This is a genomic window from Bacillus sp. FSL K6-0268 (assembly GCF_038005425.1).
In the GTDB taxonomy this organism is placed as follows: Bacteria; Bacillota; Bacilli; order Bacillales; family Bacillaceae_G; genus Bacillus_A; species Bacillus_A thuringiensis_S.
In genome coordinates this window covers 3,360,001-3,374,967 of record NZ_JBBOTF010000001.1, presented here as the reverse complement: position 1 = coordinate 3,374,967, position 14,967 = coordinate 3,360,001, and the positions used below count along the sequence as shown (strand labels likewise).

Here is a 14,967-nt window from a genome sequence, read left to right as displayed (position 1 = left end):
GTGGGAAGAACTATCTTCCCTACATGCTCATGTACTGAGGGGGAACAAGGATGAACTTAATTTTAATGGGGCTTCCTGGTGCTGGTAAAGGTACACAAGCCGAACAGATTGTAGCCAAGTATAACATCCCTCACATTTCAACAGGAGATATGTTCCGTGCAGCTATGAAGGCTGAAACTGAAATGGGTCTACAAGCAAAATCTTTTATTGATAAAGGTGCACTTGTTCCAGATGAAGTTACAATCGGAATTGTTCGTGAACGTTTAAGTCAAGAAGACTGCGTAAGAGGTTTCTTACTAGACGGTTTCCCACGAACTGTTGCACAAGCATCAGCTCTTGAAGAGATTATGAAAGATCTTGGCAAAAAAATCGACTATGTTTTAAACATTAATGTGGATTCAGGGTTGTTATTAAAACGCCTTACAGGCCGTCGCATTTGTAAAGAGTGCGGTGCGACTTACCACTTAGAATTCAATCCACCAGCAAAAGCTGATGTGTGCGATAAATGTGGTGGCGAATTATACCAACGTTCTGATGACAATGAAGAAACTGTAGCAAATCGTTTAGATGTAAATATTAAGCAAACAAAACCTTTGCTTGATTTCTACGACGAGCTTGGTTACTTAAAAAGCATTAATGGTGAGCAAGATATCAATAAAGTATTTGCTGATATCGATGTTCTCATCGGAGGCTTAGCGTAATGATCATCTGCAAAACTCCTCGCGAGATAGAAATCATGCGAGAAGCTGGCAGAATCGTTGCTTTAACTCATCAAGAGTTGAAACAGCACATTACTCCAGGAATTACAACGAAAGAGCTCGATCAAATAGCGGAAAAGACGATTCAAAAATATGGTGCTACGCCATCTTTTAAAGGATACAACGGATTTCCGGGGAGCATATGTGCTTCTGTAAATGAAGAGCTTGTACACGGAATTCCAGGAAAGCGCAAGCTCAAAGAGGGCGATATCATCAGTATCGATATTGGTGCGAAATACAATGGGTACCATGGAGATTCTGCATGGACGTATCCAGTTGGAAACATTTCTGAATCTGTTCAAAAGCTACTTGATGTCACAGAAAAATCGTTGTATCTTGGTCTAGAACAAGTAAAACCAGGCGAGAGATTATCAAATATCTCACATGCGGTTCAAACCCATGCTGAAGAGAATGGATTCTCGATCGTTAGGGAGTATGTTGGTCACGGAATCGGGCAAGACTTACATGAGGACCCTCAAATCCCGCACTATGGTCCACCAAATAGAGGCCCTAGATTAAAGCCGGGAATGGTCATCTGTGTTGAGCCGATGGTGAATCAAGGAAGACGATATGTAAAAACACTATCTGATGACTGGACAGTGGTAACGGTAGATGGTAAATGGTGTGCCCATTTTGAGCACACGATTGCTCTTACAGAAGCAGGATACGAAATCCTTACCACTTTATAAGTAGCTGGCTCTCCGGGATTTCAGAGCAGTGTAAAATGTTACTGATTTGAAGAAGGGAGAACTATTGAATGGCTAAAGATGATGTAATTGAAGTCGAAGGTACCGTTCTTGAAACGTTGCCAAATGCTATGTTCAAAGTAGAATTAGAGAATGGGCATGTCGTATTGGCTCACGTTTCTGGTAAAATCCGTATGAACTTCATTCGTATTTTACCAGGAGACAAAGTTACGGTAGAATTATCTCCGTACGATTTAAATCGTGGTCGTATTACGTACCGTTTTAAATAATATAGCACTCCGTAATCTTTAAGGAGGTTCGAGACATGAAAGTAAGACCGTCAGTTAAACCAATCTGCGAAAAATGTAAAGTTATTCGTAGACGTGGAAAAGTAATGGTTATTTGTGAAAACCCTAAACATAAACAAAAACAAGGTTAATCAGAAGGAGGTGCATTCAGAATGGCACGTATCGCAGGTGTAGATATTCCTCGAGACAAACGCGTTGTTATTTCTTTAACTTACGTATTCGGCATTGGTCGCACAACTGCTGAAAAAATTCTTACTGAAGCTGGTATTTCTTCAGAAACACGAGTTCGTGATTTAACGGAAGACGAATTAGGACGTATCCGTGATGTTATCGATCGTATTAAAGTTGAGGGAGACCTTCGTCGTGAAGTATCTCTTAACATTAAACGTCTAATGGAGATCGGTTCTTACCGTGGTCTTCGTCACCGTCGTGGTTTACCAGTTCGTGGTCAAAATTCTAAAAACAATGCTCGTACACGTAAAGGTCCACGTCGTACAGTAGCAAATAAAAAGAAATAATAAGTAAAGGAGGTTGAACTAACAATGGCACGTAAAACAAACACTCGTAAAAAACGTGTGAAAAAGAATATCGAAGCTGGTATAGCTCATATTCGTTCTACTTTCAACAACACAATCGTAACACTTACAGATACTCACGGTAACGCACTTTCTTGGTCTAGTGCTGGTGCACTTGGTTTCCGTGGATCTCGTAAATCTACTCCATTCGCTGCGCAAATGGCTGCTGAAGCTGCTGCTAAAGTTGCAATGGAGCACGGTTTAAAAACTTTAGAGGTTACTGTTAAAGGTCCTGGTGCTGGTCGTGAAGCTGCAATTCGTGCTCTTCAAGCTGCAGGTCTAGAAGTAACAGCAATTAGAGATGTTACTCCAGTTCCTCATAATGGATGTCGTCCGCCAAAACGTCGTCGTGTGTAATTTTTCTGTATAGAATTTTCCCTTTTGTCTATAATGGATATGATGCATTATCGAGAAATTTCGTACAGAAACATCGCTTGTTGTGCACAATCGGGAACTGCCTAAGGGGGACTTTCGGTTAGACAGGGGTTATACCTTTGTTTAACCGGGGTTTCGACGTTTTGAAGGAGGGTTTAGTTAATGATTGAAATCGAAAAGCCGAAAATCGAAACGGTTGAACTTAACGAAGATGCTAAATATGGTAAATTCGTAATTGAACCGCTTGAGCGTGGATATGGTACTACTTTGGGTAACTCCTTACGTCGTATTCTTTTATCCTCACTCCCTGGTGCCGCTGTTACTGCTATCCAAATCGATGGCGTATTACATGAATTTTCAACAGTTGAGGGCGTAGTAGAAGACGTTACGACGATCATCTTAAACTTGAAAAAGTTAGCTCTTAAAATCTACTCTGAAGAAGAGAAGACGTTGGAAATTGATGTGCAGGGCGAAGGTATTGTCACAGCTGCTGATATTACTCACGATAGTGATGTAGAAATCTTAAATCCAGATTTACACATTGCAACGTTAGCAAAAGATGCGCATTTCCGCGTGCGTTTAACTGCAAAGCGTGGCCGTGGGTATACGCCAGCTGATGCAAATAAAAGCGAAGATCAACCAATAGGAGTAATTCCTATTGATTCTATTTATACTCCAGTATCACGTGTGACTTACCAAGTGGAAAAGACACGTGTCGGACAAGTGGCTAATTATGATAAGCTTACGCTTGATGTATGGACGGATGGAAGCATCGGGCCAAAAGAAGCTATCTCTTTAGGTGCCAAAATCTTAACTGAGCATTTAAATATCTTTGTTGGTTTAACTGATGAAGCACAAAATGCTGAGATTATGGTCGAGAAGGAAGAAGATCAAAAAGAGAAAGTTCTTGAGATGACTATCGAAGAACTAGACCTTTCTGTTCGTTCTTATAATTGCCTAAAACGTGCAGGAATTAATACTGTACAAGAGCTTGCGAACAAAACAGAAGAAGATATGATGAAAGTTCGTAACTTAGGACGTAAATCCTTAGAAGAAGTTAAACATAAACTTGAGGAATTAGGTTTAGGTTTACGTAAAGACGACTGAGGATTTAAACCCATGAACAAAGGAGGGAACTACGAATGGCATACAGAAAATTAGGCCGTACAAGTGCGCAACGTAAAGCTATGTTACGTGACTTAGCTACTGATTTAATTATCAACGAGCGCATCCAAACGACAGAAACTCGTGCAAAAGAACTTCGTTCTGTAGTGGAAAAAATGATCACTTTAGGTAAACGCGGAGATCTTCATGCTCGTCGTCAAGCAGCAGCTTTCATTCGCAATGAAGTAGCTAACGCTGAGACTGGTCAAGATGCACTTCAAAAATTATTCGCTGATGTAGCTCCACGCTATGCTGAGCGCCAAGGCGGATACACTCGTATTGCAAAAATTGGTCCACGTCGCGGAGACGCAGCACCAATGGTAATTATCGAGTTAGTATAATGATAATTAAAAGGGCAGGACAGTTCTTTTCAAGAAACTGGTCATGGCCCTTTTTTTTAAATATAAAAATAGGCGAGCTTGGCGAAGGAAAGGGTGCCTTCTATTGAAAAAAGAGAAACTTCGGATAGGAAATATATCATTTCAATATCCTGGGGCAGCCACGTATGCATTAAAAGATGTTTCATTTTCCTTATATGAGGGAGAATGGGTATCTATTATTGGACAAAACGGTTCAGGAAAGTCTACACTTGCAAAATTATTGAATGGTTTGTTTTTGCCGGAAGCAGGGACTATTACAGTAAATGATTCAATGGTTTTATCAGAGGAAACGGTATGGGATGTTCGAAAACAAATTGGAATGGTATTTCAAAATCCAGATAATCAATTTGTTGGAACAACAGTGCAAGATGATGTTGTATTTGGTTTAGAGAATATCGGAATGCCAAGAGAACAAATGATTGAAAGATTAGAACAGGCCTTACGACTTGTCCGTATGGAAGATTTTCTTAATGATGAGCCTCATTCCTTATCTGGTGGGCAAAAACAGCGAGTGGCAATAGCGGGCGTTTTAGCACTTCAGCCATCTATTTTAATATTAGATGAAGCAACGTCAATGTTAGATCCTCAAGGAAGACGTGAAGTAGTAGAAACGGTTAGACAACTTGTTAATCAAAAAGGTATTACCGTGTTATCAATTACGCACGATTTAGAAGAAGCGGCGCAGTCAGATCGTGTCATTATTTTAAATAAGGGAGAAATATTAGAGGAAGGGACTCCAGAGAAAATTTTCAAGTCCTCTCATATGCTCCAAGAAATTGGCTTAGATGTACCGTTTTCGGTGAAAATAGCAGAATTATTAAAAAGAAATGAAATTCTTTTGCAAAATACGCATCTTACAATGGAAAGCTTGGTGAACGAACTTTGGAGATTACATTCCAAAAAGTAGAACATCGTTATCAATATAAAACTCCATTTGAAAGACGCGCACTTTATGATGTAGACGTGTCGTTTCCAAGTGGGGGCTATTATGCCATTATCGGTCATACTGGTTCAGGTAAGTCGACGATGATTCAACATTTAAATGGTTTATTGCAGCCGACAAATGGTACAGTTCAAATTGGTGAACATTTGATTTCGGCAGGAAAGAAAGAAAAAAAGCTAAAGCCACTACGTAAAAAAGTAGGGGTTGTCTTTCAATTCCCGGAACATCAGTTGTTTGAAGAAACTGTGGAGAAAGATATTTGCTTCGGACCTACTAATTTCGGGGTATCTGGAGACGAAGCGAAGCAAAAGGCTAGAGAGGCAATAGAACTTGTAGGGCTAGAACCGGAACTGTTAACACGTTCTCCGTTCGAATTAAGTGGTGGACAAATGAGACGTGTTGCTATAGCGGGTGTACTGGCAATGGAACCTGAAGTGCTTGTATTAGATGAACCTACAGCAGGTCTAGATCCAAAAGGGCAGAACGAACTTATGCAGATGTTTTATAAGTTGCATAAGGAGAAAGGGCTTACAGTTATCCTTGTAACGCATAATATGGAAGATGCTGCTCAGTATGCGGAACAAATTGTAGTTATGCATAAAGGAACGGTCTTTTTGCAAGGAAGTGCAGAGGAAGTATTTTCACATGCTGATGAACTAGAGAAAATTGGTGTGGATCTTCCTATGTCATTAAAGTATAAACGTGCAATTGAAGAGAAGTTTGGTATTTCAATTCCAAAGGCTACCTTATCTTTAGAGGATCTTACTCATGAAGTTGTGCAGGTGTTACGAAAAGGTGGTCATGAATCATGCAGCAGTTGATTATTGGGAGATATATCCCGGGGAATTCACTTATTCATCAACTTGATCCACGTACGAAGCTGCTGATTGTCTTTTTATATGTATTTGTTGTTTTCTTAGCAAATAATGCGATTTCATATGGATTTTTATTTTTATATGCACTCATTGCTTTATTTTTTGCAAAAGTGCCGATTCGTTATGTACTTTCGGGCTTAAAACCAATTTTATGGATTTTTCTTTTTACATTTTTCCTGCATATTTTTACAAATAAAGAGGGGGATGTACTACTCCAGCTTGGTTGGTTTTCGATACATGAAAAAGGATTAGAGCAAGGGATATACATTTCTGTACGGTTCTTCGTTATTATTTTAATGACGACATTATTAACGTTAACGACGACACCTATTGAAATTACAGATGGTTTGGAGACGTTATTAAAGCCATTGAAGCGTATAAAGGTTCCTGTTCATGAAATCGCATTAATGATGTCAATTTCTCTTCGTTTTATCCCGACATTAATGGATGAAACGAGTAAAATAATGAAAGCACAAGCATCACGTGGTATTGATTTCGCTGGTGGACCGATAAAAGATAGAATGAAAGCTATTATCTCACTGCTCGTTCCTCTGTTTATCAGTGCTTTTAAGCGTGCAGAGGACTTAGCTATTGCGATGGAAGCTCGTGGATATCAAAGTGGTGAAGGACGTACTAAATTTAGGCAACTACGCTGGAAAACAAGCGATACAGTAACGATTGTAAGCTTATTTTGTTTAGCTTGTATTTTGGCATGGGTGCGATCGTAATGGAGAATAGAGAAATGGATAGAATAAAATGTACGGTTGCATATGATGGTATGCATTTTTGTGGTTATCAAATTCAGCCGAAGCATCGTACTGTTCAACAGGAGATAGAAAAAGCATTACAGAAATTGCATAAGGGAGAACTTGTTCGTGTTCAGGCGTCTGGTAGAACAGATTCTACGGTTCATGCAAAAGGGCAAGTAATACACTTTGATACTCCTTTGTCTCTTGAGGAGTGGCAATGGAATAACGCTTTAAATACAATGTTGCCAGATGATATTGTTATTAGGCGAGTAGAGAAAAAAACAGAAGAATTTCATGCACGTTACGGTGTTGAGAAAAAAGAATATCGTTATCGTGTATTATTATCAAAGACTGCGGATGTATTCCGTAGAAATTACGTATATCAATATCCATATCCGCTCGAAATCAATTCTATAAGAAAAGCAATTCCTTATTTTATTGGAACGCATGATTTCACTTCTTTTTGCTCGGCAAAAACTGACAAAAAAGATAAAGTGCGAACAATTTATGAAATCGAGTTAATTGAGCAAGATGATGAATTAATTTTTCGTTTTGTAGGTAATGGATTTTTATATAATATGGTCAGAATTATTGTTGGTACGTTACTTAACGTAGGGCAAGGAAAGCTTGATCCTGATAGCATTCCAGAGATTTTAGCGAAACAAAATCGTCAGTTTGCTGGAAAGATGGCTCCAGGTCATGGGCTTTACCTATGGGAGGTAAACTATAACAACTAATCCTGGTGTAACATTTGCTTGACATTAGAAACTCAAAAGTATATCATAACATATGGTATTGTTTCTAAAACCACGATTAGCCCCGGAAGGAAATCGTGTTTAAGATAAACAATAGATTTTTTCTATGGAAAAGATAACGAGGAGGGAAACACATGCGTACGACTTTTATGGCAAAAGCTAACGAAGTTGAGCGTAAATGGTATGTGGTTGATGCTGAAGGTCAAACTTTAGGTCGCCTATCTACTGAAGTAGCATCCATTTTACGTGGTAAAAACAAACCTACATTTACACCACACGTTGACACGGGTGATCATGTAATTATTATTAACGCTGAGAAAATTCATTTAACAGGTAATAAATTAAACGATAAAATTTACTACCGTCACACTAACCACCCAGGTGGACTTAAGCAAAGAACAGCTCTTGAAATGCGTACAAACTACCCTGTACAAATGTTAGAGCTTGCAATTAAAGGCATGCTTCCAAAAGGACGCTTAGGCCGTCAAGTTTCTAAGAAACTTAACGTGTATGCTGGAGCAGAGCATCCACACCAAGCACAAAAACCAGAAGTTTACGAACTTCGCGGATAATTAATTAAAGGAGGGCTTACTTTGGCACAGGTTCAATACTATGGCACTGGACGTCGTAAGAGTTCAGTAGCGCGCGTACGCCTAGTTCCAGGCGAAGGACGCGTTATCATTAACGGTCGTGATTTTGAAAACTATATCCCATTTGCTGCATTACGTGAAGTAGTGAAACAACCTCTAGTTGCAACAGAAACTTTAGGTAACTACGATGTACTTGTAAACGTAAATGGTGGTGGATACACTGGTCAAGCTGGTGCTATTCGTCACGGTATTTCTCGCGCTTTATTAAAAGCTGATCCAGAATACCGTCTAACACTAAAACGTGCAGGTCTATTAACTCGTGACGCACGTATGAAAGAGCGTAAAAAATACGGTCTTAAAGGCGCACGTCGTGCACCTCAGTTCTCAAAACGTTAATTTTTGCGAACTACAAACCCCAACCATTTTGGTTGGGGTTTTTTTGTGTTTCATTCCTCTTTTACAATTTTTTTAGCTTGGAATATTTTAGTGCTACGGCCTCGCGTATGCTTCTTCTTTAGAAGTTTAGACTATACGTATTAGGGAGGTTTATAAGTACTATGAATGTCATTGTCAGCTTACAAGAAAAACAAAAAGAAAAGCAGTTAAAATACGAGCGGAAGATGCTGCGAGAATTATCATTAAAAACATTGCGCTCAAATATTCGTGATGCCTTTCAAATGCAAGAGCTTCATCGTCAGTATGAAGATTACTGTATTGAATTAGGGATAGAATCTTATTTATTAGGAGCGAGATATAGTAAATTTGGTTATTATGGTGAATCGTTTTTTGATGTGAAATATAGAGCTTTAGAAGAAGAACAACAATTAACTGAAACGCTATTTCAATTTTTAACGAGTATGACTATGCGAGAAATAAAGTTGAAAGATGAGGAATTACTTTTTGAATCTTGTCAGCAGTTTATAGGATTGTGGTGGCAAGAAGGGTATGAAAAAGGTGAAAGAAGATATCGATTAAAGCTTCATTAAGACAAGCATAAACTTTCCTCTTGTCCCATATAAGTAATTAGAGGGACTAGCTGGAGGAGGAAAGGTATGAAGAGAATTCGAATTATCTCTTTTGCACTCGCTGCGGTTGTTTTGTTTTTTTTAGTCAAACAAGAATTTCAAATCACAAAATCGTGGCGAGCTTGGAATTTACCCTTATCAGGGAAAGTAATCGTATTAGATGCTGGGCATGGTGGACCAGATGGAGGGGCTGTTGGTGGAAAGGATATTATAGAAAAGGATATTACGCTTGAAATTACAAAAAAGGTACAAGACTATTTACAAGAACAAGGTGCACTAGTTATTTTAACGCGTGAGGGAGATTATGATTTAGCTAACAAAGATACAAAGTCATATAGTAGACGTAAAGCGGAGGATTTAAAAAAACGTGTAGAAATCATCAATAAACCAGATATAGACTTTTTTGCAAGCATTCATTTAAATGCTTTAACTAGTAGTGGATCGAAAGGCGCACAAACATTCTACTATCGCTCTTCAATTGAAAATGAACGTGCTGCTAAATTTATACAGGCTGAATTGAGAACGAGTTTAGAAAATACGAATCGTTCTGCTAAAACAATCTCTCACGTATACTTATTGAAGTATGCGAAAACACCAGGTGCTTTAATTGAAGCCGGCTTTTTATCGAATGTGAACGAAAGGTATATGTTAAATTCGGAGAAATATCAACAGAAGGTAGCAGCTGCAATATACCGTGGTATATTGCGTTATTTCACGGAAAAAGGAAATCCTCCAGAATAAGGAGGATTTTTTTGAGTTTCTCTCGTTAACGAAGTTTTCGGAAAATATGTTATACTGGAAATGTAAACGCATTAATTTGAAGAATAAACAAAGATGAATTCAATTAACATTACGTTATTTTTCATACAGGGGGCTGGGTTAATTATGGTAACGAAAGAACAAGTGGTTGAAGCGTTAGAAGGGATTGTAGATCCGTTTTTACATAAAACATTAAAAGAAACAAGTGCAATTAAAGAGGTAACAGTCAAGCCTGAGAAGGAACATGTGAGTGTCAAAATTGCAATCGTAAAAACTGGTACAGCGGAACAAATGCAGTTGCAGTCTGGAATTGTAAAGTTAGTAAAAGAACTTGGAGCAGCAACAGTTGGACTTCGTTTTGCAGAATTTACAGAAGAGGAATTAGCTCAGTTTGCACCAGAACAAGAAGCAGAGCAAAGTGAATCTTTATTGTCACCAAATTCAAAAACGACATTCTTAGCAGTAGCGAGTGGAAAAGGTGGCGTGGGAAAATCAACCGTTTCCGTTAACCTTGCAGTTGCTTTAGCTCGTTTAGGAAAAAAAGTTGGTATTATTGATGCGGATATTTACGGTTTTAGTGTGCCAGACATGATGGGGATAGAAAAACGTCCCATCGTAAGAGGTGACAAGATAATTCCGGTGGAACGTTTAGGTGTAAAGGTAATCTCAATGGGCTTCTTTGTAGAGGATAATGCACCAGTTATTTGGAGAGGACCTATGCTTGGGAAAATGTTAAACCACTTCTTCACAGAAGTGGAATGGGGCGATTTAGATTATTTAGTACTAGATTTACCACCAGGAACAGGTGATGTTGCGTTAGATGTGCACTCAATGTTGCCATCTTGCAAAGAGATTATTGTAACGACGCCTCATCCAACAGCTGCGTTTGTAGCAGCGCGTGCTGGAGCGATGGCATTACGCACTGAACATAGTATTCTCGGTGTTGTTGAGAACATGGCATATTTTGAAAGTAAGGTAACTGGTGAGAAAGAATATGTATTTGGAAGAGGCGGGGGAGATAAGTTGGCTACCGAACTACAAACAAATGTTCTTGGTCGTATTCCGCTGCAACAACCTGATTGGAATAAAGAAGACTTTGCTCCTTCAGTATATGAAGATACACATACAACCGGCATTATTTATAGTAAAATAGCCGAAGTGGTAATTGATAAAACAGCTGTTACACAAAAATAAAGTGAAACTTTAATCAGTGGAGTTCATCTGTTACTGGCAACAATAAGGGTTTTGTTACTAGTAAACTTTTCGCTTAACTAGAGGGCCATTTTGTCTGTTAATAGCAAGATAAAGTAATAACGAGTGGACAATTTATACATTGTCCACTCGTTATTATAGTTATTATTTTCACTGTTCTTCCTTCTTCTCGCCTTGAGAACCACCGTCACCGCCTGCTTCTTTCTTATCAGATCCACCTTTTTCAGCCTTTTGTACACCTTTACTAATGATATCAATCATCTTGGATTGGAAGAGTGGACTTTCAGCAGTTTCTGTTAGTACTTGTTGTAGATATTGACGGTATTCTTTACTCTTCATTGTTTGTAACATCATTTTTTCTACTTCAGGATTTTTCATGATTTCTATAACGCCTGCTTGGTATTCAGGGTCTTTTAATAAGGTTTTCATTAATTGGGTTTGTTCTTTCCCCATACTTTTAGCGAACTTCGATGAGAACTCAGGATCTTTAAAGAGCTTTTCCCAGAATTGTTGCCCTTTATCGGATACCATTGCATCTTCAATCGTTTTCTTTACTACTGTTTCATCTAGTATGAGTGCTTGTTTCATTTTTTCATCAGTTAATACATCTTGAATAGCTTTCTTACCTTGATCTGTTTTTAAAATATCAACAATCATTTTCTTTGTTTGATCGTAATCTAGTTCGGATTTCGTTTCTTTTCCTTGTGCGCATGCTACAAGTGCGATAAGTAGAAAAGAAGAAACGAAAATGAATAGTATCCGTTTCATAAGTTGGAACTCCTTTCAGCACAGTTCTCTCTTTTTAATATAAATATCTTTAAGGAATTTATACATGAACATGGCTAGCTTTTTGAAATTGTCATTGATACAATTTAATTAGAAATATAAGGATAATGGGGGATGTGTTGTGAATAGCCGCAAGTGGGTACGACTATTTTTAACGACGTTGTTTCTTGGTGGGATTAGCACAGTTATTATTGGTTTTGTTTTGGAGTGGGACAGGTACAATGAATTTTTTCAAAATTTCGACGTTAAGGAGATTTTAGCGGTATCTTTCTGGTTGATGGGGGTAGGATTTATTTTTAGCGTTATAAGTCAAATGGGATTCTTTGCATATTTAACAATCCATCGTTTTGGACTAGGGATGTTTCGCTCATCGTCTTTATGGAATGCAGTCCAGCTCTTCTTTATTGCATTCGTATTATTTGATTTTGTGTATTTAAGGTCTGTACTTATTGCAAATGGGGAAGTCTCATTGGGGAATAACATACTTGTTGCTGGAATTTTATTTGTGTTTGGAGCAATTGTTGCTTATGTAAAAAGTAAAGAAACAAATAAAAAAGCATTTGTGCCAGCTCTGTTCTTTATGGTTGTTGTAACAATTCTTGAATGGGTACCGGCGCTTCGGATTAATGATACAGATTGGTTATATTTAATGGTTATACCGCTATTGTTATGTAATGCATATCAATTACTTGTATTACATCGTTTAATCGGAAAAACGAGTAAACCTGCTTAATAGAGAGAGGTTTTATACACCGGCAGTTATATTACTGGAAATGGTGTGATTAAAAAAGCTCTACCACCTTCTTGAAAGGTAGTAGAGCTTTTTATACGTGAAGAGTAGTAGGGACGAAGCTATTTCACATCTTCACTTTTCGTACTTGTGTTGGAAATAAGTTGTGATACGGATATTTGCTCATATCCATCACTTTTTAATTTTTGCAGGAGCAGCGGTAAAGCTCTATTTGTTTGAAGGGCAGAATCGGATGCGTGTAATAAGACAATATCTCCACCTTTCAAATTATTAGAGACGGTGGAAACGATGTGGTTTACACCTGGGTTTTTCCAATCGTTTGAATTATTACTCCAATGCACGACGGTGTATCCAAGTGATTCTGCAATTTTAAGGGTTGCCTTGTTAAATTCGCCACTAGGTGGACGTAACAGTTTGACTTGTTTTACACCAAGTTTTGTAAAAACATCTTGTGCTCGTAAAAGGTCTCGTCTTATTTCATTCGTCTCTAGAGAAGTATAAGATGTGTAATTGTAACCCATACTACCGATTTCGTGTCCATCTTTCATGATGCGCTCTACAATATCGGGGTGTCTTTCGGCCCATGCAGCAGAAAGGAAGAAGGTTGCATTCTTAATTTCTCTTTCTTTAAGAGTATCAAGGATTGGAATTGCTTTTTTGTCTCCCCAACTAATATCAAACGTAAATGCAACTTGCTTTTTAGCGGTATCTCCTTTGTAAATTACTTTAGGGCCTGTAGCAGTTGAAAAAGCAGATTCATGTGAATATGTTTTTAAAAAGAGTAGCCATGCTGTAAATAAGGAAAGTATCACTATTAAGCTAATGTGTTTAAAAGTTCTTTTACTCGTAATAAAAAAGAAAAACATAATATTACGCCCCTTTGTCCAATCCTTTTCAGTTACATATATGCTGGAAATATAAAAAAGAGAACAAAGGATTAATATCGTAAGTAGTGGATATAATGAATGATAGGATTGTAATAAGTGAAAATGAGCGGAACGTTTATTGTTACGTAAGGAATTATTGAGGTGATCATTTGCTTGGGCTGATGTTGACAAAAGAAGAGAGAAAAGAGATGGAATACATATTAAAGAGAGAGTTAGAGGAACTTTTATTTGATTTTGAAGATGAGCGTATTCATGAAGTTGTAAAAAAGGCGATGGAAGAAAGATATAAAATCATTTTTTGTTTGTTTCGGAGAGTTGCTAACGCAGAGGAATGTATTCGTTATGTAAGAAGAAGAACTTTTTATTAAAAAGTATTGACGTTAATAGTTTGTATATGGTAAATTAATAAACGTCGCTGATGCGGAAACGCAGAAAACGACAAAAAAGAAATTGAAAAACTTAGTTGACATCGAAAAACGAAGATGTTAACATAAGGAAGTCGCAAATGAGCGACCAAGTAGTTCTTTGAAAACTGAACGAAACAAACAACGTGAAACGTCAATTTTTATTTTTAGATGCTAGACAAACTAACTTTATTGGAGAGTTTGATCCTGGCTCAGGATGAACGCTGGCGGCGTGCCTAATACATGCAAGTCGAGCGAATGGATTGAGAGCTTGCTCTCAAGAAGTTAGCGGCGGACGGGTGAGTAACACGTGGGTAACCTGCCCATAAGACTGGGATAACTCCGGGAAACCGGGGCTAATACCGGATAACATTTTGAACTGCATGGTTCGAAATTGAAAGGCGGCTTCGGCTGTCACTTATGGATGGACCCGCGTCGCATTAGCTAGTTGGTGAGGTAACGGCTCACCAAGGCAACGATGCGTAGCCGACCTGAGAGGGTGATCGGCCACACTGGGACTGAGACACGGCCCAGACTCCTACGGGAGGCAGCAGTAGGGAATCTTCCGCAATGGACGAAAGTCTGACGGAGCAACGCCGCGTGAGTGATGAAGGCTTTCGGGTCGTAAAACTCTGTTGTTAGGGAAGAACAAGTGCTAGTTGAATAAGCTGGCACCTTGACGGTACCTAACCAGAAAGCCACGGCTAACTACGTGCCAGCAGCCGCGGTAATACGTAGGTGGCAAGCGTTATCCGGAATTATTGGGCGTAAAGCGCGCGCAGGTGGTTTCTTAAGTCTGATGTGAAAGCCCACGGCTCAACCGTGGAGGGTCATTGGAAACTGGGAGACTTGAGTGCAGAAGAGGAAAGTGGAATTCCATGTGTAGCGGTGAAATGCGTAGAGATATGGAGGAACACCAGTGGCGAAGGCGACTTTCTGGTCTGTAACTGACACTGAGGCGCGAAAGCGTGGGGAGCAAACAGGA

General features: G+C 38.7%; 21 protein-coding genes and 1 rRNA gene (1 of these 22 only partly in view). 20 read left to right on the top strand and 2 right to left on the bottom strand.

Annotated elements, in window-relative coordinates:
• The first annotated feature begins 50 nt into the window (after window positions 1-50).
• The 17 genes from MHI28_RS17350 to MHI28_RS17270 all read left to right on the top strand — a co-directional run bounded on the left by MHI28_RS17350 (window position 51) and on the right by MHI28_RS17270 (window position 11,136).
• The gene (locus MHI28_RS17350) at window positions 51-701 is read left to right on the top strand and encodes an adenylate kinase (protein WP_001048995.1); all 651 of its coding nucleotides are present in this window, start codon (window positions 51-53) and stop codon (window positions 699-701) included.
• Window positions 701-1,447: a type I methionyl aminopeptidase gene (map, locus tag MHI28_RS17345; protein WP_000582539.1), complete on the top strand. Its 747-nt coding sequence runs from the start codon at window positions 701-703 to the stop codon at window positions 1,445-1,447. The genes MHI28_RS17350 and map overlap by 1 nt, the downstream gene beginning before the upstream one ends.
• A 68-nt stretch (window positions 1,448-1,515) precedes the next feature.
• Complete coding sequence (gene infA / locus MHI28_RS17340; RefSeq protein WP_001029884.1) at window positions 1,516-1,734, top strand: translation initiation factor IF-1; 219 nt, start codon at window positions 1,516-1,518, stop codon at window positions 1,732-1,734.
• Between the two features lie 35 nt (window positions 1,735-1,769).
• Complete coding sequence (rpmJ, locus tag MHI28_RS17335; RefSeq protein ID WP_000868344.1) at window positions 1,770-1,883, top strand: 50S ribosomal protein L36; 114 nt, start codon at window positions 1,770-1,772, stop codon at window positions 1,881-1,883.
• A gap of 21 nt (window positions 1,884-1,904) precedes the next feature.
• Entirely contained in the window at window positions 1,905-2,270 is a 366-nt protein-coding gene (gene rpsM, locus MHI28_RS17330; protein ID WP_000090792.1) for a 30S ribosomal protein S13, read from the top strand.
• A 24-nt stretch (window positions 2,271-2,294) separates the two neighbouring features.
• Complete coding sequence (rpsK, locus tag MHI28_RS17325) at window positions 2,295-2,684, top strand: 30S ribosomal protein S11 (RefSeq protein ID WP_000101797.1); 390 nt, start codon at window positions 2,295-2,297, stop codon at window positions 2,682-2,684.
• 180 nt (window positions 2,685-2,864) lie between these two features.
• Window positions 2,865-3,809 carry a DNA-directed RNA polymerase subunit alpha gene (locus MHI28_RS17320; protein ID WP_000569643.1) on the top strand — a complete coding sequence of 315 codons (945 nt, stop codon included), beginning with the start codon at window positions 2,865-2,867 and terminating at the stop codon, window positions 3,807-3,809.
• Between the two features lie 35 nt (window positions 3,810-3,844).
• Window positions 3,845-4,207: a 50S ribosomal protein L17 gene (rplQ, locus tag MHI28_RS17315; protein ID WP_000331490.1), complete on the top strand. Its 363-nt coding sequence runs from the start codon at window positions 3,845-3,847 to the stop codon at window positions 4,205-4,207.
• Window positions 4,208-4,310: 103 nt separating this feature from the next.
• Window positions 4,311-5,153 carry an energy-coupling factor ABC transporter ATP-binding protein gene (locus tag MHI28_RS17310; protein WP_000711763.1) on the top strand — a complete coding sequence of 281 codons (843 nt, stop codon included), beginning with the start codon at window positions 4,311-4,313 and terminating at the stop codon, window positions 5,151-5,153.
• Window positions 5,129-6,010, top strand: a complete 882-nt coding sequence (locus tag MHI28_RS17305) for an energy-coupling factor ABC transporter ATP-binding protein (RefSeq protein WP_000406529.1) — start codon at window positions 5,129-5,131, stop codon at window positions 6,008-6,010. Before MHI28_RS17310 ends, MHI28_RS17305 begins: the two co-directional genes overlap by 25 nt.
• Complete coding sequence (locus MHI28_RS17300; protein ID WP_001186530.1) at window positions 5,998-6,792, top strand: energy-coupling factor transporter transmembrane component T family protein; 795 nt, start codon at window positions 5,998-6,000, stop codon at window positions 6,790-6,792. The genes MHI28_RS17305 and MHI28_RS17300 overlap by 13 nt, the downstream gene beginning before the upstream one ends.
• A gap of 14 nt (window positions 6,793-6,806) precedes the next feature.
• Window positions 6,807-7,550: a tRNA pseudouridine(38-40) synthase TruA gene (gene truA / locus MHI28_RS17295; protein ID WP_002084072.1), complete on the top strand. Its 744-nt coding sequence runs from the start codon at window positions 6,807-6,809 to the stop codon at window positions 7,548-7,550.
• 152 nt (window positions 7,551-7,702) lie between these two features.
• Window positions 7,703-8,140, top strand: coding sequence for a 50S ribosomal protein L13 (gene rplM / locus MHI28_RS17290; RefSeq protein WP_001260795.1), 438 nt, complete (start codon window positions 7,703-7,705; stop codon window positions 8,138-8,140).
• A 21-nt stretch (window positions 8,141-8,161) separates the two neighbouring features.
• On the top strand, window positions 8,162-8,554 hold the full coding sequence (rpsI, locus tag MHI28_RS17285; RefSeq protein ID WP_000079986.1) for a 30S ribosomal protein S9: 393 nt from the start codon (window positions 8,162-8,164) through the stop codon (window positions 8,552-8,554).
• A gap of 161 nt (window positions 8,555-8,715) precedes the next feature.
• Entirely contained in the window at window positions 8,716-9,144 is a 429-nt protein-coding gene (locus MHI28_RS17280) for a DUF2521 family protein (RefSeq protein WP_001101005.1), read from the top strand.
• Window positions 9,145-9,210: 66 nt separating this feature from the next.
• A complete protein-coding gene (cwlD, locus tag MHI28_RS17275; protein ID WP_000822437.1) occupies window positions 9,211-9,924 on the top strand; it encodes an N-acetylmuramoyl-L-alanine amidase CwlD in 714 nt (237 codons plus the stop codon).
• A 144-nt stretch (window positions 9,925-10,068) separates the two neighbouring features.
• Window positions 10,069-11,136 carry an Mrp/NBP35 family ATP-binding protein gene (locus MHI28_RS17270; RefSeq protein WP_000256626.1) on the top strand — a complete coding sequence of 356 codons (1,068 nt, stop codon included), beginning with the start codon at window positions 10,069-10,071 and terminating at the stop codon, window positions 11,134-11,136.
• Window positions 11,137-11,304: 168 nt separating this feature from the next.
• Here the strand turns inward: MHI28_RS17270 and gerD are convergent, their stop codons facing one another.
• Window positions 11,305-11,922 carry a spore germination lipoprotein GerD gene (gene gerD / locus MHI28_RS17265; protein WP_000821601.1) on the bottom strand — a complete coding sequence of 206 codons (618 nt, stop codon included), beginning with the start codon at window positions 11,920-11,922 and terminating at the stop codon, window positions 11,305-11,307.
• Window positions 11,923-12,061: 139 nt separating this feature from the next.
• Between gerD and kbaA the strand changes: the two genes are divergently transcribed.
• Entirely contained in the window at window positions 12,062-12,673 is a 612-nt protein-coding gene (gene kbaA, locus MHI28_RS17260; protein WP_001088533.1) for a KinB signaling pathway activation protein KbaA, read from the top strand.
• A gap of 119 nt (window positions 12,674-12,792) precedes the next feature.
• Here kbaA and pdaB read toward each other — a convergent pair whose 3' ends face one another.
• Window positions 12,793-13,557: a polysaccharide deacetylase family sporulation protein PdaB gene (pdaB, locus tag MHI28_RS17255; protein WP_000464716.1), complete on the bottom strand. Its 765-nt coding sequence runs from the start codon at window positions 13,555-13,557 to the stop codon at window positions 12,793-12,795.
• Between the two features lie 170 nt (window positions 13,558-13,727).
• Between pdaB and MHI28_RS17250 the strand changes: the two genes are divergently transcribed.
• Entirely contained in the window at window positions 13,728-13,946 is a 219-nt protein-coding gene (locus tag MHI28_RS17250; RefSeq protein WP_000901146.1) for a hypothetical protein, read from the top strand.
• Window positions 13,947-14,171: 225 nt separating this feature from the next.
• Window positions 14,172-14,967 (top strand): 16S ribosomal RNA (locus MHI28_RS17245) (it continues 756 nt past the right edge of the window).